The following is a 23,366-nucleotide window of genomic DNA, read 5'->3' as shown; positions in this document are numbered from 1 at the left end:
CGGGCGTATGAAGCGCTGGGGTGAACCACCCGTGGACCCGCTGCTGCCGCCCGAGACGGTGCTCGGCCAGGCGGACATGGCGGTCATCGTCTGTGATCGTTACAGCAACGTCATCTACTGCAACGCCTTCACCGAGAAGCTGCTGGGTTTCGGCGGCTCGGAGTACATCGGGCGGTCGATCCTGTCGCTCGGCATCGCCGAGGAGGACCACGACCAGGCCAGGGATCTGGCCCGTCACGTCCTGAAGGGCGCGGTCTGGGAAGGCACGTTCTGCAACCTGCGCGCGGACGGCAGCACCGTCTACACGCGCGCGTACGCCGTGCCGCTGCGTCATCCCTCCGGCGCCGTCGAAGGCATCGTGATCTTCGCGCGCGAGGCCCTGCGCAGCAACCAGCGCGACCAGGACCGCTACGGCCTGCTCGAGCGCATCGGTGAGCGCCTGGCCGCGTCGTTGGAGCTCCAGCAGACCCTGCGCCGGGTCGCCGACACCCTCGTGCCGCAGTTCGCCGACCACTGCTTCATCGACCTGTACGGCGGCGAGAAGCTCATCCGCCGTGTCTCACGGCACGGCGGCGAGTGGAATCCGCCGCCGGGCACGTGGGCCGAGGTCGGCGAGACGGTCGCCTACCCGCCCGGCCACTTCTGCGCCAAGGCCCTCGCCCGTCGCGACGCGGTCGTCGTCGAGGACGTCGTGGCCGAGCGCATGACGGCGCCCAGCGCCGCGAGCAAGCAGCTCGGCGACGACCTGGGCATCACGTCGGTGATCGCGGCGCCGCTGCTGGCGCGTGGCGAGGTGCTCGGCGTGATGAGCCTGGCCCTGTCGAGCATCAGCCGGCGGCCCGACCCGCACTACGACGGCTTCGACCGCGACCTGGTCGGCGCGATCGCCAGCCGGGTCGCGCTCGCCATCGACAACGCCATGCTGTTCGAGGAGGAGCGCGAGACGGCTCTGGCGTTCCAGAAGAACCTGCTGCCCGGCGACCGCCCGCCGCACCTCGACGGGCTGGAGATCGCCTGGCGCTACGAGCCGGCCCGCCCGCTGGAGTCGCACGGCCAGGGCATCCAGACCCAGGTCGGGGGCGACTGGTACGACGTCATCCCGCTTTCCGCGGGCCGGGTCGGCCTGGTCATCGGCGACGTGGAGGGCCGGGGTGCCCGCGCCGCCGCCGTGATGGGGCAGCTCCGCGCCGCGCTGCGCGCCTTCGCCCAGGACGACAAGCCGCCCGCCGACATCCTGATGAAGCTGGACGAATGGGTCCGCACGATGGTCGGGCCCGGCGGCTACGGCGAGCCGGCCGACACGGCCGAGCGGCGCCACCCGCTCGTGTCGTGCACCTACTTCGTCTACGACGCCTGGTCGCGCATCCTGTCCTTCGCCAACGCCGGGCACGAGCCGCCGCTGCTGCTGATCGACGGCGAGGTCATCGACATGGAGGCGGTCGGCAAGGGCGCCATGCTCGGCGTGCGCGAGCCCGGCCTCGGCGGCGAGATCCTGTACGAGGAGGAGACGCGCGAGCTGCCCCCCGGCACCACGCTCGTGCTCTACACCGACGGGCTGATCGAGCGCCGGCCGAAGGACGACGGCGAGCACTACACCCGCGAGCAGGCGCGCGAGATGCTGCGCGAGTCCGTGCGCCGGGCCGACCGCAAGGACGTCGAGGCGATCGCCAACGCGGCGTTCGAGGCGGTGCCCGGCGACATCGACGACGACGTCGCGATCGTGGTCGTGCGCACCAACCCGGTACGCCTCCAGGTCGAACAGCGCACCTTCCAGGCCGAGCCCATCATGGTCTCCGAGGCCCGGCGCATGGCCGCCGAGACGTTCGCCAACTGGGGGATGCTGGACGAACAGGCCGAGCTCGCCTGCCTGCTGGTCTCCGAGGTCGTCACCAACGTCGTCCTGCACGCCGCCAACACACCGGCCCCGCGCCGGGAACTGGTCCTCGAGGGCGCGCTCGGCCTCGACGGCCCGGCGGGCTTCGACGATCCGTGGGACGACAAGCTCCCCGAGCTCGGCCGGCCCGAGCCGCCGACCAAGGATTTCACGCTCCGGCTGCGCCGCGGCGAGCGCTCGGTGTGGGTCGAGGTCCTCGACAAGGACATGCGCCTGCCGCGCATCCGCAGCGCGGGCGAGACCGACGAGGGCGGCCGCGGCCTGTACCTCGTCGACCAGCTCGCCGCCCGCTGGGGATCACGGCCCACCAACGACGGCAAGGCGGTCTGGTTCGAGATCCCGCTGAAGTCCTGACCGCCGGGTTCCGGGCCGCGCCGGGGCGCGGGTCGTACGCTGAAGACGTGCTGGCGTGGGAGGTCACCAGGCCCGGCCCGATCGAGACCGGGCCGATCGAGGCGGTGACGCGTGAGATCCCCGAACCGGGGCCGGAGGAGGTCCTGGTACGGGTGCGCGCCTGCGGCGTGTGCCGTACGGACCTGCACGTGGCCGAGGGCGACCTGCCGCCGCACCTGCCGCAGGTCACGCCCGGACACGAGATCGTCGGCGAGGTGGTCCGGCAGGGTCACCGGTTCGCGCCGGGTGAGCGGGTCGGCGTCGCGTGGCTGCGTCATACGTGCGGCATGTGCGCCTACTGCCGCCGCGGCGCCGAGAACCTCTGTCCCTCGTCGCTCTACACCGGCTGGGACGCCGACGGCGGATACGCCGAGTACGCCGTCGCGCCCGAGGCCTACGTCTACGCCCTGCCCGGCGACCGGCCGGACGTCGAGGTCGCGCCCCTGCTGTGCGCCGGGATCATCGGCTACCGGGCGCTGCGGCGCTCCGCGCTCCCACCGGGCGGGCGGCTCGGCATCTGGGGGTTCGGCGGTTCGGCGCACCTCGCCGCGCAGATCGCGCTGGCCGAGGGCGCCCGCGTGCACGTGTTCACCCGGGCGAAGGCGGCGCGTGAGCTGGCGCTGCGGCTCGGCGCGGACTCGGCGCAGGACTCCTTCGACCCCGCCCCGGAGCCGCTCGACTCGGCGATCATCTTCGCGCCGGCCGGGGAGCTGGTGCCGGCCGCCCTGCGGCGTCTCGACCGCGGCGGCACGCTCGCCATCGCCGGCATCCACCTCACCGACGTGCCGATCCTGGAGTACCAGGACGACCTGTTCCAGGAGCGGCAGCTGCGCAGCGTGACCTCCAACACCCGCGCGGACGGCGAGGAGTTCCTCCGGCTCGCCGACCGGCTGGGGCTGGAGGTGACCGTCACGCCGTACGCCCTCGACCAGGCCGACCAGGCGCTGGCGGACCTGGCCGGCGACCGCGTCAGCGGCGCGGCCGTGCTCGTCGCCGGCCTGGAGGCCGGTCAGGATCCACCGCGAAGTACGCCCACGACTGGGTGAACCACAGCTCGGTGCCGATCAGTCGCGGGCGCGCGCCGGTCCGCGGGCCGCCGTCGATCTCGGCGGTGAGCTCCCGGCGGATGCGGTCGGGGTCGCGTGCCCCGGCCAGCCAGGGTTCGATCGGCCGCTCGACGGTGAACACGTCCATCCGGCGGGTCTGCCCGCCGGCGCGTTCGACCAGGTCGAGCAGCTCGCGGAAGGTACGCATCTTCGTCCGGTCCGGGTCGCGCAGCCGCTCGATGTGGTCGCCGTCGCCGGCGCGCGTACGGACGAGGTCGGCGAGCACCAGCCGGCCGCGGCAGACCCGGAACAGGTCACGTACCAGCCTCACCTGGTCACCGCGGGCGTGCCCGAGCGGGGCGACGACCAGCGTGAAGCTGCCGGACGGCAGCGACCCCTCGGCGGCACTGGTGAGCTCGCCCACCCACGGCCGGATCGCCGAGGCCAGGCCGGAGACGCCGGAGACGTCGAGGCAGACGTCATCGGGACGGGGTTCGGCGAAGTCCACGAGACGACGCAGGTGACAGGCCGTGTTCGTGCTGTGCGCCTGTGACCTGGAGTGGAGCACGGATCGTCGCCTCCCATGGGCGGTACCGGGACTGGGCATCGGATATGACGCGCCCGGCGCGCCGGGAGTTCGAGCGAATCAGGAACGGAAGGACTGACCCCAGAGCATCAGCACGAGCACGACGAACGCGAACATGAACCCGAACGTGCTGTTGCGTGACATGCCCAAGCCGATGCGACGCATGATCCTGGTCACGATGAACGCTCCCAGGATCGCCAGCAGTGCCAGTGTGACGAGACCACTCAACGGCTCTCTCCTCTGGTGCGCTGAGCCCGTACCAGCGTAGCCGTTCACCGCGGTCTGAGTGGATCTCGGTGATTGCCGGTCGCCGAGAACGGGCACCGGCGGGGGAGGGGACACCGGCGGGAGGCCGCCGGTGAGAGGGGGGAGGCTCCGTGGCACGTCCCGTGCACTCGACGATGGCCATGGCGCTCGTGCTGGGCGTGCTGGGCGCGTGCGGCACGAGCCGTACCGGACGCGAGGCGGCCGTCACGGTCCCGGCGGACGCCCCGGCGTCGGACGCCGACCGCGCCTGGCTGACGGCCACTCACCAGGACGACCTCGCGGACGTCCAGTACGGCGGGCTCGCCCAGCGCAAGGGCGTCACCGCCGCCGTACGGCACGCCGGCCGCGTGCTCGCCGCCGAGCATGCGGCGCTGGACGCGAAACTGCTTCACGTGGCGAACGCACTGGGCGCCGGCCTGCCCCGGAGCCGGCGCGCCGGACAGTTCGCGGTCGCCCAGCGGCTGGAGAAGGAGACGGGCAGCCGGTTCGACCGCGACTTCGTGAACGTGGTGATCGACGCCCACGTGAAGGCCCTGGCCCGCACGGAGGAGGAGGTGCGCGGCGGCTCGTCGCCCGCGGTGATCGCCCTCGCCCGTACCGCCCTGCCGGCGCTGCGCGAACACCTCACGATGCTGCGCGGGGCCAACCCGGTCGGCTGAGCCGCTCCACCCCACGGTGGAGGACTTTTCCCACCGAGCGGTCGATGACGCCGCCGCGCGCCGCGGGGTTGGATGGAGGGCATGAACGACGCGCTTCGGGCCGCCGACCGCGACCGTGACGAGGTCCTGGACCTCCTGCGCGAGCACTACGCGCAGGGGCGGCTCACCATGGAGGAGTTCGACGAGCGGAGCACGGCGGCGACCTCGGCTCGGACCCTCGGCGACCTGCGTGCGCTGACCGCCGACCTGCCGGTGGCGGCCGCACCAGGCGAGGCGGCCTGGTCGGCGGCGCGGATGCGATGGATCGGGCTGGCGGGCGTGGCCGCGCTCGCGACCGTGGTCCTGGCGGGCGTGGCGGTGGCCGGTCACTTCAAGTTCGCCTTCCCGGTCTGGCTGATCGTGCTCGTCGCGGTCAGACGCGCGCACGGCGGACGGCGGATCCCGCGGACGCGCCGAGTCAGGTGACGAGCGAGCCGGCCCGTGTTCAGGCCCTGCCGGTCGACTCCGCGCGGGGGAGGGCCAGGAGCAGGACGAGGCCGACCAGCACGAGGGTGAGCCCGAAGCCGCACCCGGCGGCGAACGCGTGTGCCCAGCCGTGCGGCACGGCGCGGAAGTAGACGACGCCGACGAGCGCCACCCCGACCGAGCCGCCGACCTGCTGCGCCGTGGACAGCACACCGGACGCGGTGCCGACGTGCTCCTCCCGTACGCCCTTGAGCGCGACGTTGAGCAGTGGCGTCTGCACCAGGCCCATGCCGGCGCCCAGCACGACCGTCGCCGCCATGATCGAGACCGTGGTGTACGTCTCGGCGAGCAGCACGCCGAACCCGGCCGCCGCGACCAGCGCCCCGGCGACCAGCAGCCTGCGGCCGAACACCGGGGCGAGGCGGCCGGCCGCGAGCGAGCCGAGCAGGAACGCCACCGCGAACGGCACGAAGGCCAGCGCGGCCCGGATCGCGGACAGGCGCAGCCCGTCCTGCAGCTCAAGGGCCATGACGAAGTTGAACGCGTTGACCATCACGTACCAGGCGAGCACGGTCACGGCGCCGAGCGTGAACGCCCGGTCGCGGAACAGCCGCAGGTCCACCAGTGGCGCGGGCACCCGGCGCTCGATGAGCGCGAACGCCGCGAGGGCGACCGGCGCGGCGGCCAGGCACACCCAGGTCCAGCCCGGCCAGCCGAGCCGGCGTCCCTCGATCAGCGGCAGGACGAGCAGGACCAGCGCGACGCTGAGCAGTGCCGTGCCGGGTCCGTCGACCCGCCCGGCCCCGGCGGCGCGCGACTCGGGCATGAGTCGCCGGGCCGCGACGAGGATCACCAGTCCGACCGGCACGTTGACCAGGAACACCGACCGCCACGGCAGGGCCTGCAGGAGCACGCCGCCGAGGACCTGGCCGACCACGGACGACAGGCCCAGTACCGCGCCCATCACCGCGAACGGCCGGTCCCGTCGCTCGGGCGCGAACAGCACCTGTACCAGGGAGAAGGCCTGCGGCAGGGCGAGCGCGGAGCCGACGCCCTGGACGAGGCGTGCCGCGATGAGCGGTCCCGCGGAGGGCGCCAGGCCGCTGGCGACGGAGGCGAGGGTGAACACCGCGATCCCGGTGAGGAAGACCCGCCGCCGGCCGTACCGGTCGCCGAGCCGGCCGCCGGTCACCAGCGCCACCGCGTACGTCAGCTGGAACCCGGCGAGGATCCACTGGCCCACCGCGGGCGACGCGTCCAGGGCCCGCTGGATCGCCGGGACCGCCACGAGCACCTTGAACAGGTCGCTGATGGTCAGGAAGACGCCCGCGTACGCCGCGATCAGCGCGGGCCAGGGACGTACGGGAGCGGATGCGGGGGCTTGTGCGAGAACGGCCATGGCCCCACGATGGGGCAGAGGTTAAACGGGTACCAGATGGGCTTTATCCGGGTATAAGGAGTACCGGTCTATGTCGAGCCGTACCGAGCTCGCCACCTTCCTCAGGTTTCGCCGGGAGCGGTTGACGCCCGAGGACGTCGGGCTGCCCCGGGTCGGGCGCCGCCGCACGCCGGGGCTGCGCCGCGAGGAGGTCGCCACGCTCTCCGGGGTCAGCACCACCTGGTACACCTGGCTCGAACAGGCACGGGACGTCACGCCGAGCGGCCAGGTACTCGACGCCCTCGCCCGCGCCCTCCAGCTCTCCCCGGCCGAGCGCGACTACATTCGCACGCTCGCGGGACAGGTGCCCGAGCCGGCGAACGAGCGGGCCGACGTGCACCCGGCCATGCGGGCGTTCGTGGACTCGCTCGACCCGCACCCGGCCTACATCGCCAACGAGACCTGGGACGTCATCGCCTACAACCGGGCGCAGGCGGCGCTGATCGCGGACTACGACGAGCGGCCGGCCGGCGAGCGGAACGTCATCTGGCTGATGTTCAACGAGCCGTCGATGCGGGAGCGGATCGTCGACTGGGCGGCCGACGCCCGCTCCATGGTGGCCAAGTTCCGCGCCTGCACCGCCGAACAGGGTGCCAACCCGCGCATGCACGCGCTCACCGAGGCGCTGTTGGCGGGCAGCGCGGAGTTCCGCGACCTGTGGGCCGCTCACGACGTACGCGGGCACGAGCCGGCGCGCAAACGCATCCGGCATCCGGACGTCGGTCTGCTCGAACTCGACTACGTGAAGCTGGAGTGCGTCGGGCGGCCCGGCCAGGTCCTCACCGCGCACCTGCCGGCGAACGAGGAGTCGGCGGAGGCGCTCAGGAGGCTGGCGGCTCGTCGGTGAGCAGGCGGCGGGGCCCGGGTCCCTCGGCGCCGAGCCGGTCGTACGGGTTGGACAGCCGGCAGTGGCGCAGGGACAGGCATCCGCAGCCGATGCAGCCGGTCAGGTCGTCACGGAGCCGCTGGAGCTGGGCGATCCGCGCGTCGAGCTCGCCCCGCCAGGCGGCGGACAGCCGGGCCCAGTCGCGGGGTGTGGGCGTGCGGCCCTCCGGCAGCTCGGCGAGCGCCTCCCGGATGTCGCTCAGCGGGATGCCCACGCGCTGCGACACCCGGATGAACGCCACCCGCCGGAGCACGTCGCGCGGGTACCGGCGCTGGTTGCCCGCCGTTCGACGGCTGTGGATCAGGCCCTTTCTCTCGTAGAAGTGCAGGGCGGAGACGGCCACGCCGCTGCGGCCGGCCACCTGGCCGACGGTGAGCTCCTGCGCGTCCGGCGGTGGGTTGTCCATGGCGCACAGCCTAAAGCTCACCATTGGTCGAGGTTTGCGCCGAGCGGGAGAGCAGAGTCACATGGACGAGAGGGCGGGGCGAGGTAACCTCGTACTGACCGAATAAGGTTCGGTTGGTTGGGACGGAACCCGTAACGAGAGTTTTGGGAGGCGACGTGGCCGAGGCGTACATCGTCGGAGCGGTCCGTACCCCGGTCGGCACGAAAAAGGGTGCGCTGGCGGCGGTGCACCCGGCCGACCTGGGTGCGCATGTGCTGAAGGAACTGGTCGAGCGCACGGGCGTGGATCCCGAGGCGGTCGATGACGTGATCATGGGCTGTGTCATGCAGGTCGGCCCGCAGTCCCTCGACATCGCCCGTACGGCCTGGCTGTCGGCCGGCCTGCCCGAGCGCGTGCCGGGTGTGACCATCGACCGGCAGTGCGGCTCGTCGCAGCAGGCGGTGCACTTCGCCGCCCAGGCGGTGCTGTCCGGCACCCAGGACCTCGTCGTGGCCTCCGGTGTGGAGAACATGGGCATGGTCCCGATGGGCTCCAGCGTCGCCATGGCGCTGGAGAAGGGCATGCCCTTCCCGTACGGCGACGGCTGGAACCAGCGGTACGGCGACCAGGAGATCTCCCAGTTCCGCGGCGCGCAGCTCATGTGCGAGAAGTGGGGCTACAAGCGCGGCGACCTCGAGCAGTTCGCGCTCGAGAGCCACCGCCGCGCGGTCCACGCGATCGAGAACGGGCACTTCGACCGCGAGATCGCCCCGATCGCGGGCGTGACCAAGGACGAGGGCGCCCGGGCGGACACCTCGCTGGAGAAGATGGGCGGCCTGAAGCCGCTGCGCGACGGCTGGGAGCTCACCGCCGCGGTGGCCTCACAGATCTCCGTCGGCGCCGGTGCGCTGCTCATCGCCTCGGAGGAGGCGGTCAGGCAGCACGGTCTGACGCCGCGGGCGCGCATCCGCACCCTCGTCGTCGAGGGCTCGGACCCGGTCTACATGCTGACCGGCCCGATCCCGGCGACCGAGAAGGCGCTGAAGCGCGGCGGTCTGTCGATCGACGACATCGACGTGTTCGAGGTCAACGAGGCGTTCGCCCCGGTGCCGCTGGCGTGGGCCAAGGAGACCGGCGCGTCGCTGGAGAAGACCAACCCGAACGGCGGCGCGATCGCGCTCGGCCACCCGCTGGGCGCGACCGGGTCGATCCTGATGACCAAGCTCGTGCATGAGCTGGAGCGCACGGGCGGCCGGTACGGCCTCCAGACGATGTGCGAGGGCGGCGGCCAGGCCAACGCCACCATCATCGAGCGCGTGTAGGTGTTCGCGGCCCGTCGGGGCCGCGGTCCGCGAAGGGCGGGGTGCCATGTGAGGCACCCCGCCCTTCGGCATGTCCGGGGAAGTTGTATGTCACCTTACAGAGAGGTTGTTTACCGCTCAGGTTCGTGGAAATATACAACTCAAGTTTGAGGTTAGCTCATAACGAGAGTTCAAACCTGGAGGTGGCTTCCATGCTGTTGACGTCGATCGACCCGTTCATGCAGGAGTTCGAGCGCCAGTTCGACCGGATGACCCGCCGGCAGCCCGCCGTCATGCCGATGGACGGCGTCCGCCGCAAGGACGAGGTGGTCCTGCGCTTCGACCTCCCGGGCATCGACCCCGGCTCCATCGAGGTGACCGTGGACCGCGGCGTTCTCACGGTCAGCGCGGGCCGCGAGGAGGAGATCGCCGAGGACGAGCAGCTCTTCGTACGGGAGCGCACGATGGGCACCTACACCCGGCGCGTCTACCTGTCGGAGCACCTCGACTCGTCCGCCATCGACGCCGCGTACGACGACGGCGTGCTGGCGGTCCGCATCCCGGTGCTGGAGCAGGCCAAGCCGCGCAAGGTGGAGATCCAGACCCGCGGGCGCAAGGCGCTCAAGTAAGACGGGTCCGGGATCCGGGCGGGCGTCTCCAGGGAGACGCCCGCCCGGTGCATGATGGGGGCATCATGTCTTCACTGCCGATCGACGACAGCCAGGCCGCGCTCTACACCGTCGGCCAGGTGGCGGCGATGCTCAGCGTGCAGCAGGCGTTCCTGCGCCGGCTCGACGAGCACGAGGTCGTGAGTCCCCGCCGGTCGCCCGGCGGGCAGCGGCGCTACTCCCGCCATGAGATCACGCTCGTCCAGTACGTCGTGCGGCTCACCGACGAGGGGATGACCCTGGCGGCCATCCGCCGCATCCTCGAGCTCGAGGGCGAGCTGCGCGCGGCCCATCGGCGCATCGCCGAGCTGGAGGCCGAGCTCGGTCAGGCGTCGCGGCGGCGCAGCACCAGATAGCCGCCCACCACGGCGGCCGCCGCCCACAGCACGAGCACGCCCAACCCGGTCCACGGGCCGAAGGCGCGGTGGTCGATGGCGTCCGGCCTGGCCGGGACCGCACGCATCATCACCATTCCGACCTGGTCGGGAAGGTACTGCGCGACCGTACGGATCCCCGGAGCGTTGCCGAGTCCCTGGGAGTCTAGGAAGAGCAGCGGGATCATGATCCCGAGTGGGAGCGCGGTGCCCCGTGCGATCGCCGCCACGCCCATCGCGAACAGGCACATCAGCGTCAGGTGCGCGCAGGCGAGCAGCGTCGCGCGCAACGCCCCCGCCGAGCCGAGCGTCACGCCGTGCGGTCCCAGGGCCGCCTGTGCGGTGAAGAAGGTGGCGAATCCGGTGGCCAGAGAGAACACCGACGCCGTGAGCGCCCCGGTCAGCATCTTGGCGCCATAGAACACGCCGCGCCGCGGCACCGCGGTCAGCGAGGCCCGGATCATCCCGCTCGTGTACTCCGACCCGACGAACAGCACGCCGAAGGCCACGAAGGCGATCTCGCCGATCAGCAGGCCGTAGAAACCGACGAGGACGGGGTCGAAGTTCGCCCGCGCCCCGGCGTCCATCCGGTCGAAGCCGCCGCGCATGCTCAGGCCCAGCAGAACGGCGAGACCGACGCAGAGCACGAAGGTGAGGACGAGGGTCCAGCCCGTTGAACGGCCGGTACGGATCTTCACCCATTCGGCCCGCAGGGCCGCACGTCCCGCGCTCATCGGGCCTCCCCGGTCAGCCGCATGAAGGCCTCCTCCAGCGACGACTCCCGCGCGGCCACCTCGTGCACGACCAGCCCGTGGGCGGCGGCCAGCTCGCCGATCCGCGCCGGCTCGGCGCCCTCCGCCTCGAGCGCGCCGTCCGGCGCGGCGACGGCCGCGATGCCGGCGCCGGCGAGCGCGTCGCGCATGCGTTCCGGCTCGGGCGTCCTGATCCGCACGTACGCACGGCTGTTCGCGGCCACGAACGCGGCGGCCGTCGTGTCGGCGAGCAGCCGCCCCCCGGCGATCACGACGAGGTGGTCCGCGGTGAGCGCCATCTCGCTCATCAGGTGGCTGGAGACGAACACCGTGCGGCCCTCGGCGGCCAGGTCCCGCATCAGGTTCCGCATCCAGAGGATGCCCTGGGGGTCCAGGCCGTTGAGCGGCTCGTCGAGCAGCAGCACGGCCGGGTCGCCGAGCAGCGCGGCGGCGAGGCCGAGCCGCCGGCCCATGCCGAGGGAGAAGCCCTTCACCCGCCGACGCGCGACGTTCTCCAGGCCGGTCATCCTCAGGACCTCCGCGGTCCGCCGCTCGGGGATCCGGTTGCTGCGCGCGAGCCAGCGCAGGTGGTCGCGGGCCCGGCGGCCGCCGTGCGCGGCCGTGGTCTCCAGCAGCGCGCCGACCCGGCGCAGCGGCTCGGCCAGCCGGGCGAAGGGCTCACCGTCGATCAGCGCCCGCCCGCCGGTCGGCCGGTCCAGGCCGAGGATCATCCGCATGGTGGTGGACTTGCCGGCGCCGTTCGGCCCCAGGAAGCCGGTCACCCGTCCCGGGCGCACCGTGAACGACAGGTCCTCCACCGCGACGGTCTCGCCGTACCTCTTGCTCAGGTTCCGTACTTCGATCACCCGGTTCACGCTAGGAACGGGGCGACCGTGAGGCAGTCCTCCAAAGTCGACGATCGCGCCGACCAACGTCGGTGCGGACGCGCCACGTAGGGCCTGTCTCAAAGCCCCGCTGTCCTACTGCGCGGCGCCCAGACGACGCCTCGCCGCGTTGTCGCCCCCACCCCACGAAACCGTGCCGAACGGCTCCGCCGCCCGGCACGCTTCCGCGGGGACCCCGGCAAGAGTCGCCAGCCAACACCAGGCTGACTCCCTCCTCCGCCTTGCGACGCGCCGCCTGGACGCCGCTCGCTACGGACGGGGACTTCGAGACAGGCCCTAGCCTGCTGCGCATGGGCCGACACCTCCTCGCCGCCGCCGTGGTCGCGGCGGACACGGCGCTGCTCGCCACCGGGTACGGGAACGTGCTCCGCCTGTGGGGCGTCCTGGCCTGCGCGCTCGGGCTCGCGCTGGTCATCGCGCTGTCCCACCGGATGCCGGTCGCCACCTTCACGATCGCGCTGGGGTTCGTGGTGTCGGCCGGCGGCGGGTACGTCCTCCTCCTGTGGACCGCCTACCAGGCCGGTCGCCGCGTCGTCTCCCGCGCCGGTACGGCGGCCGTCGTCGGCGCCGCCCTCGGCGGCCTGGCCGGCAGGCTCCTGGTCCGGCCGCCCGAGCCCCGGTCGATCCCGGCCTTCGTCTGCGCGTACGTCGTGTTCGTCGCGCTGCCGCTGCTCGTCGGCCGCTACCTCGCCCAGCACGAACGGCTGCTGTCGGCGCTCGACCGCAACAACCGCCGGCTCCGCCGGGAGCGCGAGCTGCTCGCCGAACGCGAACGCCTGCGCGAACGGCTGCGGATCGCCCGGGACATGCACGACTCCCTCGGCCACCGGCTCAGCCTCGTGACGATCCAGGCGTCGGCGCTGGAGGTGTCGGTGCCGCCGGCACAGCGGGAGGCGGTCCGGCGGCTGGGCGCGGCGGCGAGCGACGCCGTGGACGAGCTGCACGCGCTGCTGGGCACGCTCCGCGGCGAGGGCGCCCGGTCGCGCGGGACGTCGGCGATCGAGGAGGTCGTCACGGAGTTCCGGTCGGCCGGACTGGCCGTGACGTCCCGGCGGCAGGGGGAGCCCCGCGCCCTGGACGCGGAGGCCTCGCAGGCGGCGTACCGGGTCGTGGAGGAGGGGCTGACCAACGCGTCCCGGCACGCGCCGGGGCGGCCGGTCACGGTGAGCCTCGCGTGGGAGCCGGACGGCCTGCTGGTCACCGTCGTCAATCCGGTCGCGGGCCAGGTCGCCGACGGCGCCGGCCACGGGCTGACCGGGTTGGACGAGCGGGTGCGGGCGGCCGGAGGATTCCTGGACCACCGGACGGAGAACGGGGAGTTCCGGCTGGTGGCGATGCTGCCTCTGGCGGCGGAGACCGAGGGCGCCGAGACGCCCGTGCCGGGTGCGGCGCGCACGGCCCTGCTCGGGTTCGCCACCGCGGCGCTCATGTTCGTGGTCCTGCCGATGAGCATGCTGGTGGGGGTGGCGTGAGGTGATCCGGGTCCTGGTCGCCGACGACGAACCGCTGATCGTGGCGGGCATCCGCACCATCCTCGGGTCGGCGGACGACATCGAGGTCGTCGCCGAGGCGGCGGACGGCCGGGCGGCCGTGGAGGCGGCGGTCCGGCACCGGATCGACGTCGCGCTGGTCGACATCACCATGCCGGTGCTGGACGGCCTGAGCGCGATCGAGGAGCTCCGCCGGTGCGCGCCCGGCGTACGCTGCGTCGTCCTCACCTCCTTCGGCGCGGAGGCCAACGTCGTGCGCGCCCTGCGCAGCGAGACGGCCGGGTTCGTGCTGAAGAACTGCGGGCCCGACGAGCTGATCCGCGCCGTCCGCGCGGCCCACGACGGCGACGCGTACCTGTCCCCGGCCATCACCCGTACGGTGCTCGGCATGGTCACCCCCACGGACCGCCGCCGGGAGGCGACCGGACGGCTGGCCGCCCTGACCGCCCGCGAGTCGGACGTCGTACGCCTGGTGGGTGAGGGCCTGTCGAACGCCGAGATCGGCCGGCGGCTGCACATGAGCGAGACGACCATCAAGACGTACATGACCCGGATCCTGGCCAAGCTCGGCTGCGCGAACCGCGTCCAGGCGGCCCTCCTGGCCCGCGACGCGGCCCCGTGGCCGTGAGACGCCCGTCGGCCCTGCTGAGGTAAAGAGCTCACAACCGCAGGCGTGTGCCGGCGGCGCCGGGGCGCGGATCATGCTGCGATGTCTCGCGCCATGCTCACCGAAGACGAACACCGGCCGCGCTACTCAGTGGGGCAGGCCGCCGAGATCCTCCGTACCCGACCCCGATTCCTGCACCGTCTGGACACGTACGAGGTGGTCCGGCCCAGCCGTACGCCGGGCGGCCACCGCCGTTACTCCCACCATGAGCTGGGCCGCATCCGCCGCGTCATCCAGCTGGCCCAGGAGGGCATCACCCTCGCCGCCATCCGCCACATCGTGGCCCTGGAGAGACGCGTCCGCGAGCTGGAGGCCCAACGCGACGCCGCGTGGGAACGCCTGACCGAACGCGAGTCACGGCAGACCCGGATGCGCCGGTCGCGCGTCCCGCCGCTCTGACCGCGCCGCCCGCCGGGCACCATGGTTCACGACACCGCGGTCATCGGGTGACGGGCCAGCGGGGTGACCTCGATGTCCGCGTAAGGCCAGACCGGCAGGCTGGTCAGCGCCGCCTCCAGCTCGTCGGCGTCGGCGGCCGACCAGATGCCGATGTTGCCGCGGCGGCCGGGAATGCGCCAGAAGTGGCGGATCGTCCCTGCGGCCATGAGCTCACGCCCGCGGACCCTCTCGCGTTCGATCAGCGCCGCGCTCTCGTCGGCGGGGAGTTCGTAGACGCGGGCGCCGTCGACACGGACCAGGAATTCCATGGGCTCCTCCTCAGTAGTTACACCTGCGACCATATATCGATAATCATCGAACTTCGATATAGGGGGTAGACTGGGCGTATGGCGCGCCGGCTCTCCCATCCCGATCCGCGAGCGGTGTCGCTCGCCGAGGTGCTCTCGGCTCTGGGCGACCCGGTCCGATTGCGGATCATGGCGGTGCTGGCGGACCGCCGAGAGCATGTGCGTGGCGACTTCGAGGTCGACGTCGGCCCGTCGACCCTCAGCCACCACATGAAGACGCTCCGGGAAGCGGGGCTGACGTACCACCGCATGGACGGCACCCGCTGCTTCGTGTCCCTGCGCGAAGAGGCGCTGGAACGCTTCCCGTCGGTGCTGAACAGCGTGCTGGAAGCCTGCGCGACCCAGTCGTGACGCCGGGTGAGGCTCAGCGTCCGGCCGAGCGGGAGTAGTGACGGCGGGCCTTGGTGCGGTTGCCGCAGCGGCGCATCGAGCACCACTGGCGGTTGCGGGCCGGGGAGCGGTCCGCGAAGCGGATGCCGCAGTCGTGCGCCGCGCAGACGCGCAGTGACTCATCGCCGGTGAGCAGGTCGACGGCGTCCAGTGCGACGCGGGCCAGGGCGGTGGTCGCCGAGGGCTCCGGCGGGACCGCCACCAGCCGGGCGCCGTCACGTGCCAGGCGCGGGCCGCCCGGCGCCGCGGCCGCCATCGCGTTGATCACGGTCACCGCCTCGTCGGCCGCCGACGGGTCCGGATCCTCCGGCGGGAACGCCAGCGTGTCGATCGCCGTCCGCAGGCGGCGGGCGCTCTCCAGATCCTGCTCGCCGACGTGCGCGTCCGCGAGCAGGTCCGCCTCCGACAGCCAGACGGCGAGGTCGTCCGGGGTCGGCAGGGTCTCCCGTGGCGTCTTCGCGCGGTCGCGGACCGTGTTGAGCAGGTCGATGCTCAGCCGTCCGCCGTCCCACACCCAATCGCCCATAACCCCATCGTACGGTTAGACTCGGCTATAACCGTCTAAGGGAGTTAGAAGATGGCGATCGCCACCGTCAACGGCATCCGGATGTACTACCGGTCCAGCGGCTCCGGTCCGCTCCTCGTCCTGCTGCACGGCTGGCCGCAGACCGGGCACTGCTGGCGTCATCTCGTCGGCCCGCTCAGCCGCGCGTACACCGTCGTGGTCCCCGACCTGCGCGGGTACGGGCGCAGCGACATGCCGCGCGACGGTCACGACAAGCGCACCAAGGCCGAGGACCTGCACCAGCTCATCGGGCGGCTCGGCCACGAGAAGGCGACCGTCATCGGGCACGACCGTGGGGCGCGGGTGGCGCACCGCTGGGCGCTGGACCACCCCGGCGACATCGAACGGCTCGCGGTCATGGACATCATCCCGACGCGGGAGATGTGGCGGCGGATGGACGCGGACCTCGCCCGCGGCACCTGGCACTGGCTCTTCCATCTCCAGCCCGACCTGCCCGAGCTCCTCGCCGGCGCGAATCCCGACGCCTACCTGCGCTTCCTCATCGACAACTGGTCGTACGCGCCGCTGCCGGAGGAGGACATCGCCGAGTACGTCCGGGCGTTCGAACGGCCGGGCGCGCTGCGCGCCGGGTTCGACGACTACCGCGCCGCGTTCCCCGTGGACGCCGCGCACGACGACGCCGACCACGGACGCAAACTGACGATGCCGCTGCTGGCCCTGTGGGGCGAGCACAGCTTCCTCCAGACGATCGACGCCGTGGAGGTCTGGCGCGACTACGCCGAGGACGTGACCGGCGCGATGATCGAGGACTGCGGGCACTTCCTCGCCGAGGAACGCCCCGAGGCGGTGCTGGAGCGCCTCGGCGCGTTCCTCGCGTGAGAGATACCGGACGGGCCCGCTCTCGGCGGGGAGAGCGGGCCCGCTGAGCGGGGCTCAGGCGAGCGTGCGGTGCACGTTCTCGACCTTGGACGGTCCCGGCTCGGCCGCGGCGATCCACGGGCCGGGGATGGACGGGTCCAGTACGCCCTCCTCCTGCCAGGCGTAGCGGCCGTCCATGACGCGTCGCGCGAAGGCGGCGTCGAGGCCGTCGGTGTTGTGCCAGAGCCGGTCGAACAGCTCGCCGATCCGCACCTGCGCCTGCGCGCAGAACATGTCGGCCAGTTCGTACGCCTCCGGCCGGTCGTCGGCCTTCGCGCGGACGCAGACGGCGCTCATCGCGAACAGCTCGGCGCCGATGTCGACCATGCGGCCGAGGAAGCCCTGCTTGCGCTCCAGCTTCCCCTGCCAGCGCCCGGCCGCGTAGAAGATCGCCCGGGCCAGCTTGCGCGAGGCGCGCTCGACGTAGCGCAGGTGCCTGGCCAGCGGGCCGAACTCGGCGTAGCTCGTCGGGAGCTGGCCCGCGCCGGTGACGAGCGTCGGCAGCCACTTGGCGTAGAAGCCGCCGGCCCGGCGAACGGCGGCGGCCTTCTTCGGCAGGTCCGCCTCGGGGTCGATGATGTCACCGGCCACCGACAGGTGCGCGTCCACGGCCTCGCGGGCGATCAGCAGCCGCATGATCTCCGAGGAGCCCTCGAAGATCCGGTTGATGCGCATGTCGCGGACGAGCTGCTCGACCGGCACGCCCTTCTCGCCGCGCGCGGCCAGCGACTCGGCCGTCTCGTAACCGCGGCCGCCGCGGATCTGCATGAGCTCGTCGGCGATGAGGAAGCCCATCTCCGAGGCGTACAGCTTGGCGAGCGCCGCCTCGATCCGGATGTCGCCGCGCTCCTCGTCGGCGAGCGAGCTGGACAGGTCGAGCATCGCCTCCAGGGCGTACGACGTGGCGGCGATGAAGGAGATCTTGGACGCGACCGCCTCGTGCTCGCCGACCGGGCGGCCCCACTGCACCCGTGCGCTCGACCACTCGCGCGCGATCATCGTGCTCCACTTGGCCGCGCCGGCGCACATGGCGGGCAGGGACAGGCGGCCGGTGTTCAGCGTGGTCAGGGCGATCTTCAGGCCCTGTCCCTCCTTGCCGATCAGGTTCGCGGCGGGCACCCGTACCTGGTGGAAGCGGGTGACGCCGTTCTCGATGCCGCGCAGGCCCATGAAGGCGTTGCGGTTCTCCACCGTGATGCCGTCCGCGCCGGCCTCGACGACGAAGGCGGTGATGCCGCCGCGGTGGCCGTCGCTCTTCGGCACGCGGGCCATCACGACGAGCAGGTCCGCGACCACGCCGTTGGTGGTCCACAGCTTGACACCGTCCAGCACGTACTCGTCGCCGTCCGGGGTCGCCGTCGTCCGCAGCCGCGCCGGGTCCGAGCCGACGTCGGGCTCGGTCAGCAGGAAGGCGCTGATCTCGTTCACGCAGCGCGGCAGGTACGCGCGCTTCTGCTCCTCGCTGCCGAACAGCTTGACCGGCTGCGGCACGCCGATGGACTGGTGGGCCGACAGCATCGCGCCGACCGCGGGGTGGGCGGAGCCGAACAGCATCAGCGCCCGGTTGTAGTACAGCTGGCTGAGCCCGAGCCCGCCGTACTCCTCAGGGATCTTCATCCCGAAGGCGCCGAGCTGTTTGAGGCCCTTGACCACCTCGTCCGGGATGCGGGACTCGCGCTCGACGGTCCGTGCGTCGATCTTGGTCTCACAGAACTCCCGGACGCGGGAGAGGAATTCCTCTCCCTTGCGCCGCATGTTCTCCGCGGGCTCGGGGTGCGGATGGACCAGGTCCAGCCGGAAGTCTCCGAGAAAGAGCTGCTTGCCGAAACTGGGCAGTTCCCACTCCGTCTGCCGGGCCTCCTCGGCCACGCGGCGGGCGGTGCGTTCGTCCACGTGTGTCACGAAGATCACCTCACAGGAAGTTACTCCAGAGTTCTACCCGCCAGTAGCCAGGCCATGCGACAAACTGCCCACATGGATGGGAAACGGGCCGAGGCCTTCAGCGACGGCGTGTTCGCCGTGGCGATCACGCTGCTCGCGCTGGAGCTGAAGGTGCCCGGCGGCGAGGGGCCGCTGGCGCACCGGCTCCTGGAGATCTGGCCCGCCTACCTGGCGTACGTGGTCAGCTTCCTGAGCATCGGCATCATGTGGCTGAACCACCACACGCTGTTCAACCACATCCTCCGGGTCGACCGCCTGCTGCTCGTGCTCAACCTGCTGCTGCTCATGTTCGTGGCGGCGGTGCCGTTCCTGACCGAGGTGGTCGGCGACGAACTGGGCGAGCACATGCGCGGCGGCGACGCCACGACGATCATGGTCGCGTACGGCCTGCTGATGATCGCGATGTCGATCTGCTTCTCCGCGATCTGGTGGTACGCCGGCCACCGCCGGGGCATGCTCGACGCGCGGCTGGAGACGGAGACGGTACGCCGCTCGATCCCGAGGTTCGGCATCGGGTTCGTCGCCTACGTCGTCACGACACTGATCGGGTTCGTGTCACCGCTGGCCGCGCTGATCCTCTTCGGGCTGACCGCGCTCTACTACGCCTTCGAGCACCTGCCCGCCGCGCGGGAGCTCGACGCGGACGCCGGTCCCGGCGCCGGGTGAGGACCGCAGCATCGCCCGTCCGCCGTGCGCGGCCGCGATCGCGGCCACGATCGCCAGCCCGAGCCCGCTGCCGTCGCCGCCGGACGCGTGGTGGAACCGGTCGAACGCCCGTGCCGCCTCCTCCGGCGCCATTCCCGGGCCCTCGTCGGCCACCTCGATGACGACCGAACCGGTGTGCTCGGCCAGCCGTACGGTCGCGGGCGTCCCGGCCGGAGTGTGCGCGCGCACGTTGGCCAGCAGGTTGGCGAGCACCTGGCGGATCCGGCCCTCGTCGGCCAGGGCGGTCAGGTGCGCGGGAGCCGCCAGCGTCAGCGGCCGTTCCGGCTCCACGGCCGTGGCGTCGGCGACCGCGTCGCGGGCGAGGGCGGCCAGGTCGACGTGTTCCCGCGTCAGCGCGGAGCCCTTGTCGAGCCGGGCCAGCTCCAGTAGTTCCTCGACCAGCCGCCGCATCCGCTCGGACTCCGCCGAGATCCGGCGCATCGCCTCATCGGCGTCGACCGCGCCCTGCTCGTACAGCTCGGAGTAACCGCGGATGGTCGTCAGCGGGGTGCGCAACTCGTGCGAGGCGTCCGCGGCGAACTCCCGCACCTTCGCCTCCGAGCGCACCCGCGCCACGAAGGCCTGCTCGATCCGGCCCAGCATCACGTTGATCGCGCCGGCCAGCTGGCCCACCTCCGACGGCGACTCCTCCATGCGGGCGCGCAGGTCGCCGCCGCTCGCGATCGCGTGCGCCGTGGTGGCCATCCGCGACAGCGGGGCGAGCCCGCGCCGGATCAGCCAGCGCCCGAGCAGCGCCAGCACGCCGAGGATGACCGCGCTCGTCAGCAACTCGGTGACGATCAGCCAGGCCAGCGACGCGCGGATCTCCCCGAGCGGGGCGACGACGATGGTGGCGTGGCCGCGCGGGCCCACCCGGGCGACCGCGCGCATGCCGCCCATCGCGAACGTCCGGCCGCCCGCCGCCTCGTCGAAGAAGACCCCCGGGCCCATGCGCCGGGCCTGTTCGAGCGCCGCCGAGGGGTCGGGGTCGTCGCCGCTGACCGCGCGCACGGTCCCGTCCGGCGCCATGTTGAGGATGATGTAGCGCGCCGGGGCCACGCTGTCGCCCACCCGCGCCAGGGCGGGCTTCTTCCGCACCGCCTGGAGCTGCCCGTCGACCCGGTGCATGAGGTAGCCGCGCAGCGCCGCCGTACTGATCAGCGCCATCAGCACCATGCCGATCGCGGTGATCGCCAGCATGCCCGCCATCAGGCGTGCGTTGAGCGACCTCACCGGGACCTCATGACGGGGGCCGCAGCGCGTACCCGACACCGCGCTGCGTGTGGATCAGGTCCGCGCCGATCTTGCGGCGCAGGTAGCTGACGTAGGTCTCGACGACGGGGGAGGAGGACGAGTGCTCCCAGCCCCAGACGTTCTCCAGGAGCTGGGCACGCGTCAGGACCCGTCCGTGGTTGTGCATGAGGTAGGCCAGCAGGCGGAACTCCGTGGGCGACAGCTCGATCTCCGCGCCCGCCCGGCGTACGGTCCAGCGGGCCTCGTCCAGCTCCAGGTCGGCCACGCGGAGGATCTCCTCGACCGGCTCACGCCCGGAGCGCCGCAGCACCGCGCGGACCCGCGCGACCAGGGCGTCCACCGAGAACGGCTTGGTGACGTAGTCGTCGCCGCCCAGCGTCAGGCCGGTGACGGTGTCGGTCGGGGTGTCCCGCGCGGTGAGGAAGATGACGGGCGTCTCGTCGCCGCGCCCCCGCAGCCGCCGGCACACCTCGAAACCGTCGAGGTCGGGCAGCATGACGTCGAGCACGATGAGCCGGGGCCCGTCGTCGCGCGCACGCGTCAGCGCCTCCTCACCCGTCGCGGCCGTGGTCACCTCGAAGCCGTGGAAACGCAGCGCGACCTCCACGAGGTCGCGGATGTTCGGTTCGTCGTCAACGACGAGTACGCGTGGACTGTCCATCGGGTCCCATCATCGTGCCTGACGGAAGCGCGCGATGTCCCCGGCGACCGGTCGCCGGGGACGTCGCCGCGCTTCTAGCCGTGCTGCGGCGTGGGCGACTGGGTGGCCTTGGCCGGCACCTTCTTCGGAGCGAAGACCCGGTTCGCGGTACGGCTGTCGCCCGCCCCGGCCCGGCCGTAGACGAGGACGAAGTCGTTCACGGCCAGCTTGGACAGGTCGGCCTTCTGGCCGTCCTTGTGGAACTTCGTGCCCTTGGCCGTCCGCCACTGCCAGGTCGTGCCGTCGAGGCTGCGGACGGTGAAGCCGCTCCCGCTCTTGGCGGTGAGCACGCCGCGCTGCCAGGTCACCTGGACGAACCCGTTCTTCTTGGTACGAACCGTCGCCTCGCCGTGCACGCCGGCGCGGCGGCGCATCGCCTTGCGGGCCTGCTGACGCTGCTTGGCGTTCGCCCTGGGCTTGCCGGTCGCCGCCGCCGGCTGGACCTGCGGAGAGCCCGCGGAGGCCGGGACCGCGAGGTAGACACCGGCGCTCACCACGCCGATGGCCAGAGCGGAGACGCCACCGAGAATTTTCTTGTTCACCCTCGTGTCCCTTCTTGGTCGACGCCTCCCACTGAACCCGACGCCGTTCAGAGGCGAGATGGAGAACTATGGGAGTTCGCTGGGAATCGTCAGGAACCTTCCAGGGAGGGGCGGACTCGCGCGACTCGTACGGCGGGGGTGCTCGCTGTGGATAGACTGACGCGCGCCCGTTGCCGTTGCCGGGGCCAACGAAATCGTCGACATCAGCGAGTGATCGCATGCCAGAGGCCAAGAAGAATTCCGTCGCCAGCACGCTCCTCGGGCTGCTCGGCAGCCGCCGGGACACCCCGGAGACGTTCGACGGCGAGCACCAGCCCGCCGCCGGTGAGGGACAGCTGGAGAACCACCTCGGCGGTGACGAGGCCCGCAACTACCGGCAGTACGAGTACGACATGGTCGCACCGCACGTCGGAAAGTCGCTGCTGGAGGTCGGCTCCGGGCTCGGTCACTTCTCCGAGCAGTTCGCCGGCCGGCTCGACTACCTCGTCGTCAGCGACAACGACTCCTACTGCGTCGAGCAGCTCAACAAGCGCTACGCCGGACGGGACGACGTCGAGGTGCTCGACCTCGCGCTGCCCGCCGAGATCAAGATCAAGCGCAAGGTCGACACGGTCGTCATGATGAACGTCCTGGAGCACATCAAGGACGACGTCCAGGCGCTGAAGGACCTCGCCGCCGTGGTGGAGCCCGGCGGCCGCATCGTGATCTGGGTGCCGGGCTACATGCAGCTCTACGGCGACTTCGACCGCAAGGTCGGCCATGTCACCCGCTACACCCCGAAGACGCTCCGGGCCACGGTCACGGGCGCGGGGCTCAACATCGACACGCTCAAGCCGATCAACTTCCTCGGCGGCATCGCCTGGTGGGCGGCGGTCCGCCGCGGCGGCGCCGGCTACCCCGACCCGAAGCTGGTCAAGATCTACGACCGTACGGTCGTGCCGACCACCCGGGCCATCGAGAAGGTGATCCGGCCGCCGTTCGGCCAGACCGTCTTCTGCGTGGCGCGCGTCCCGGAGTAGCGCGCCGTTCAGGCACCCGCCGCCTCCCGCGCGATGCGGTCGAACTGGGCGCCCATCGCCTCGGCGAGCGCGTTCAGACCCGACAGCGGCCGCACCATGACCGTCATCTCGTCGATGAGGCCGTCGTCGTCCAGGTGCAGGAAGTCGCAGCCGTGGACCTCCCTGCCGTTCACCGTCGCCCGGAAGACGAGGGCGTGGTCGCGGCCGTCCACGCCCGTGATCTCCCGTACGTAGCGGAAGTCCTCGAACACCCGGGCGGCGCCGCGTACGATCGCCGCCGTGATCGCCCGGCCGGTGTACGGCCGGTGCGCGACCGGACTGTTGAACACGGCGTTCTCGGCGAAGAGCGGCTCGATCGCGGCGAGGTCGCGCGCCTCGACGGCCTGACGGAACGGATGCATCGCCCACCCCTACTCGACTTCCGGTTCGTACGGGCGACCGTAACGTCC

28 protein-coding genes are annotated in these 23,366 nt (G+C 72.0%); 15 read left to right on the top strand and 13 right to left on the bottom strand.

Annotation, left to right across the window (positions count from 1 at the left end):
* The first annotated feature begins 7 nt into the window (after positions 1-7).
* Together QSK37_RS13865 and QSK37_RS13860 are read left to right on the top strand one after the other, a co-directional pair.
* Positions 8-2,248 (top strand): SpoIIE family protein phosphatase, encoded by a 2,241-nt coding sequence (locus QSK37_RS13865; protein ID WP_285620365.1) that lies wholly within the window; start codon positions 8-10, stop codon positions 2,246-2,248.
* A 47-nt stretch (positions 2,249-2,295) separates the two neighbouring features.
* A complete protein-coding gene (locus tag QSK37_RS13860) occupies positions 2,296-3,333 on the top strand; it encodes a zinc-dependent alcohol dehydrogenase family protein (RefSeq protein ID WP_285620364.1) in 1,038 nt (345 codons plus the stop codon).
* Here the strand turns inward: QSK37_RS13860 and QSK37_RS13855 are convergent.
* Both QSK37_RS13855 and QSK37_RS13850 read right to left on the bottom strand, forming a co-directional pair.
* The gene (locus QSK37_RS13855) at positions 3,257-3,901 is read right to left on the bottom strand and encodes a class I SAM-dependent methyltransferase (protein ID WP_285620362.1); all 645 of its coding nucleotides are present in this window, start codon (positions 3,899-3,901) and stop codon (positions 3,257-3,259) included. The two genes, QSK37_RS13860 and QSK37_RS13855, sit on opposite strands and share 77 nt — an antisense overlap.
* A gap of 78 nt (positions 3,902-3,979) precedes the next feature.
* Complete coding sequence (locus QSK37_RS13850) at positions 3,980-4,147, bottom strand: hypothetical protein (RefSeq protein WP_285620359.1); 168 nt, start codon at positions 4,145-4,147, stop codon at positions 3,980-3,982.
* A 149-nt stretch (positions 4,148-4,296) separates the two neighbouring features.
* On the opposite strand from QSK37_RS13850, the gene QSK37_RS13845 reads away from it, so the two are divergent.
* On the top strand, positions 4,297-4,845 hold the full coding sequence (locus QSK37_RS13845) for a DUF4142 domain-containing protein (protein WP_285620357.1): 549 nt from the start codon (positions 4,297-4,299) through the stop codon (positions 4,843-4,845).
* Positions 4,846-4,926: 81 nt separating this feature from the next.
* A complete protein-coding gene (locus QSK37_RS13840; protein ID WP_285620355.1) occupies positions 4,927-5,310 on the top strand; it encodes a DUF1707 SHOCT-like domain-containing protein in 384 nt (127 codons plus the stop codon).
* Positions 5,311-5,329: 19 nt separating this feature from the next.
* Here the strand turns inward: QSK37_RS13840 and QSK37_RS13835 are convergent, their stop codons facing one another.
* Positions 5,330-6,709: an MFS transporter gene (locus tag QSK37_RS13835; protein WP_285620353.1), complete on the bottom strand. Its 1,380-nt coding sequence runs from the start codon at positions 6,707-6,709 to the stop codon at positions 5,330-5,332.
* A 70-nt stretch (positions 6,710-6,779) separates the two neighbouring features.
* Here QSK37_RS13835 and QSK37_RS13830 point away from each other — a divergent pair, with 70 nt between their 5' ends.
* Positions 6,780-7,595, top strand: a complete 816-nt coding sequence (locus QSK37_RS13830; protein ID WP_285620351.1) for a helix-turn-helix transcriptional regulator — start codon at positions 6,780-6,782, stop codon at positions 7,593-7,595.
* Here the strand turns inward: QSK37_RS13830 and soxR are convergent.
* Complete coding sequence (gene soxR / locus QSK37_RS13825; RefSeq protein WP_285620349.1) at positions 7,570-8,040, bottom strand: redox-sensitive transcriptional activator SoxR; 471 nt, start codon at positions 8,038-8,040, stop codon at positions 7,570-7,572. The genes QSK37_RS13830 and soxR overlap by 26 nt on opposite strands.
* A gap of 155 nt (positions 8,041-8,195) precedes the next feature.
* On the opposite strand from soxR, the gene QSK37_RS13820 reads away from it, so the two are divergent.
* The 3 genes from QSK37_RS13820 (at position 8,196) to QSK37_RS13810 (ending at position 10,344) form a co-directional block, all read left to right on the top strand.
* A complete protein-coding gene (locus QSK37_RS13820) occupies positions 8,196-9,341 on the top strand; it encodes an acetyl-CoA C-acetyltransferase (RefSeq protein WP_285568524.1) in 1,146 nt (381 codons plus the stop codon).
* A 191-nt stretch (positions 9,342-9,532) separates the two neighbouring features.
* Positions 9,533-9,949: an Hsp20/alpha crystallin family protein gene (locus QSK37_RS13815; RefSeq protein ID WP_285620348.1), complete on the top strand. Its 417-nt coding sequence runs from the start codon at positions 9,533-9,535 to the stop codon at positions 9,947-9,949.
* 65 nt (positions 9,950-10,014) lie between these two features.
* The gene (locus QSK37_RS13810; RefSeq protein WP_285620346.1) at positions 10,015-10,344 is read left to right on the top strand and encodes a MerR family transcriptional regulator; all 330 of its coding nucleotides are present in this window, start codon (positions 10,015-10,017) and stop codon (positions 10,342-10,344) included.
* Here the strand turns inward: QSK37_RS13810 and QSK37_RS13805 are convergent.
* Positions 10,314-11,096 carry an ABC transporter permease gene (locus tag QSK37_RS13805; RefSeq protein WP_285620345.1) on the bottom strand — a complete coding sequence of 261 codons (783 nt, stop codon included), beginning with the start codon at positions 11,094-11,096 and terminating at the stop codon, positions 10,314-10,316. The genes QSK37_RS13810 and QSK37_RS13805 overlap by 31 nt on opposite strands.
* Positions 11,093-11,980, bottom strand: a complete 888-nt coding sequence (locus QSK37_RS13800) for an ABC transporter ATP-binding protein (protein ID WP_285620344.1) — start codon at positions 11,978-11,980, stop codon at positions 11,093-11,095. The genes QSK37_RS13805 and QSK37_RS13800 overlap by 4 nt, the downstream gene beginning before the upstream one ends.
* 329 nt (positions 11,981-12,309) lie before the next feature.
* Here QSK37_RS13800 and QSK37_RS13795 point away from each other — a divergent pair, with 329 nt between their 5' ends.
* The 3 genes from QSK37_RS13795 to QSK37_RS13785 all read left to right on the top strand — a co-directional run bounded on the left by QSK37_RS13795 (position 12,310) and on the right by QSK37_RS13785 (position 14,575).
* Positions 12,310-13,491 carry a sensor histidine kinase gene (locus QSK37_RS13795; RefSeq protein ID WP_285620342.1) on the top strand — a complete coding sequence of 394 codons (1,182 nt, stop codon included), beginning with the start codon at positions 12,310-12,312 and terminating at the stop codon, positions 13,489-13,491.
* Between the two features lies 1 nt (position 13,492).
* Positions 13,493-14,137 carry a response regulator gene (locus QSK37_RS13790; RefSeq protein ID WP_285620340.1) on the top strand — a complete coding sequence of 215 codons (645 nt, stop codon included), beginning with the start codon at positions 13,493-13,495 and terminating at the stop codon, positions 14,135-14,137.
* A gap of 81 nt (positions 14,138-14,218) precedes the next feature.
* Positions 14,219-14,575, top strand: a complete 357-nt coding sequence (locus QSK37_RS13785; protein ID WP_285568536.1) for a MerR family transcriptional regulator — start codon at positions 14,219-14,221, stop codon at positions 14,573-14,575.
* Positions 14,576-14,601: 26 nt separating this feature from the next.
* Here the strand turns inward: QSK37_RS13785 and QSK37_RS13780 are convergent, their stop codons facing one another.
* Positions 14,602-14,883, bottom strand: coding sequence for a muconolactone Delta-isomerase (locus tag QSK37_RS13780; RefSeq protein ID WP_285568538.1), 282 nt, complete (start codon positions 14,881-14,883; stop codon positions 14,602-14,604).
* 78 nt (positions 14,884-14,961) lie between these two features.
* On the opposite strand from QSK37_RS13780, the gene QSK37_RS13775 reads away from it, so the two are divergent.
* The gene (locus tag QSK37_RS13775) at positions 14,962-15,273 is read left to right on the top strand and encodes an ArsR/SmtB family transcription factor (protein ID WP_285620338.1); all 312 of its coding nucleotides are present in this window, start codon (positions 14,962-14,964) and stop codon (positions 15,271-15,273) included.
* A gap of 13 nt (positions 15,274-15,286) precedes the next feature.
* On the opposite strand, the gene QSK37_RS13770 is transcribed toward QSK37_RS13775, so the two are convergent.
* A complete protein-coding gene (locus QSK37_RS13770; RefSeq protein ID WP_285620337.1) occupies positions 15,287-15,838 on the bottom strand; it encodes a CGNR zinc finger domain-containing protein in 552 nt (183 codons plus the stop codon).
* Positions 15,839-15,889: 51 nt separating this feature from the next.
* On the opposite strand from QSK37_RS13770, the gene QSK37_RS13765 reads away from it, so the two are divergent.
* Positions 15,890-16,717 carry an alpha/beta fold hydrolase gene (locus QSK37_RS13765; protein WP_285620335.1) on the top strand — a complete coding sequence of 276 codons (828 nt, stop codon included), beginning with the start codon at positions 15,890-15,892 and terminating at the stop codon, positions 16,715-16,717.
* Positions 16,718-16,771: 54 nt separating this feature from the next.
* Here QSK37_RS13765 and QSK37_RS13760 read toward each other — a convergent pair whose 3' ends face one another.
* Entirely contained in the window at positions 16,772-18,658 is a 1,887-nt protein-coding gene (locus QSK37_RS13760) for an acyl-CoA dehydrogenase family protein (RefSeq protein ID WP_285620334.1), read from the bottom strand.
* 72 nt (positions 18,659-18,730) lie between these two features.
* Here QSK37_RS13760 and QSK37_RS13755 point away from each other — a divergent pair, with 72 nt between their 5' ends.
* Positions 18,731-19,363, top strand: coding sequence for a TMEM175 family protein (locus QSK37_RS13755; RefSeq protein ID WP_285620332.1), 633 nt, complete (start codon positions 18,731-18,733; stop codon positions 19,361-19,363).
* Here the strand turns inward: QSK37_RS13755 and QSK37_RS13750 are convergent.
* The 3 genes from QSK37_RS13750 to QSK37_RS13740 form a co-directional block, all read right to left on the bottom strand.
* Entirely contained in the window at positions 19,253-20,635 is a 1,383-nt protein-coding gene (locus tag QSK37_RS13750) for a sensor histidine kinase (protein ID WP_285620330.1), read from the bottom strand. The two genes, QSK37_RS13755 and QSK37_RS13750, sit on opposite strands and share 111 nt — an antisense overlap.
* 7 nt (positions 20,636-20,642) lie before the next feature.
* A complete protein-coding gene (locus QSK37_RS13745; protein WP_285620328.1) occupies positions 20,643-21,317 on the bottom strand; it encodes a response regulator transcription factor in 675 nt (224 codons plus the stop codon).
* Between the two features lie 74 nt (positions 21,318-21,391).
* Complete coding sequence (locus tag QSK37_RS13740) at positions 21,392-21,898, bottom strand: hypothetical protein (RefSeq protein ID WP_285620326.1); 507 nt, start codon at positions 21,896-21,898, stop codon at positions 21,392-21,394.
* A gap of 218 nt (positions 21,899-22,116) precedes the next feature.
* On the opposite strand from QSK37_RS13740, the gene QSK37_RS13735 reads away from it, so the two are divergent.
* Positions 22,117-22,917, top strand: a complete 801-nt coding sequence (locus tag QSK37_RS13735; RefSeq protein WP_285620324.1) for a class I SAM-dependent methyltransferase — start codon at positions 22,117-22,119, stop codon at positions 22,915-22,917.
* Positions 22,918-22,925: 8 nt separating this feature from the next.
* Here QSK37_RS13735 and QSK37_RS13730 read toward each other — a convergent pair whose 3' ends face one another.
* Positions 22,926-23,318, bottom strand: a complete 393-nt coding sequence (locus tag QSK37_RS13730; RefSeq protein WP_285620322.1) for a nuclear transport factor 2 family protein — start codon at positions 23,316-23,318, stop codon at positions 22,926-22,928.
* Between the last annotated feature and the right edge of the window lie 48 nt (positions 23,319-23,366).

This window comes from Actinoallomurus iriomotensis, assembly GCF_030269445.1.
GTDB classification, from domain to species: Bacteria; Actinomycetota; Actinomycetes; order Streptosporangiales; family Streptosporangiaceae; genus Actinoallomurus; species Actinoallomurus iriomotensis.
This window is presented reverse-complemented; position numbering and strand designations above follow the sequence as displayed.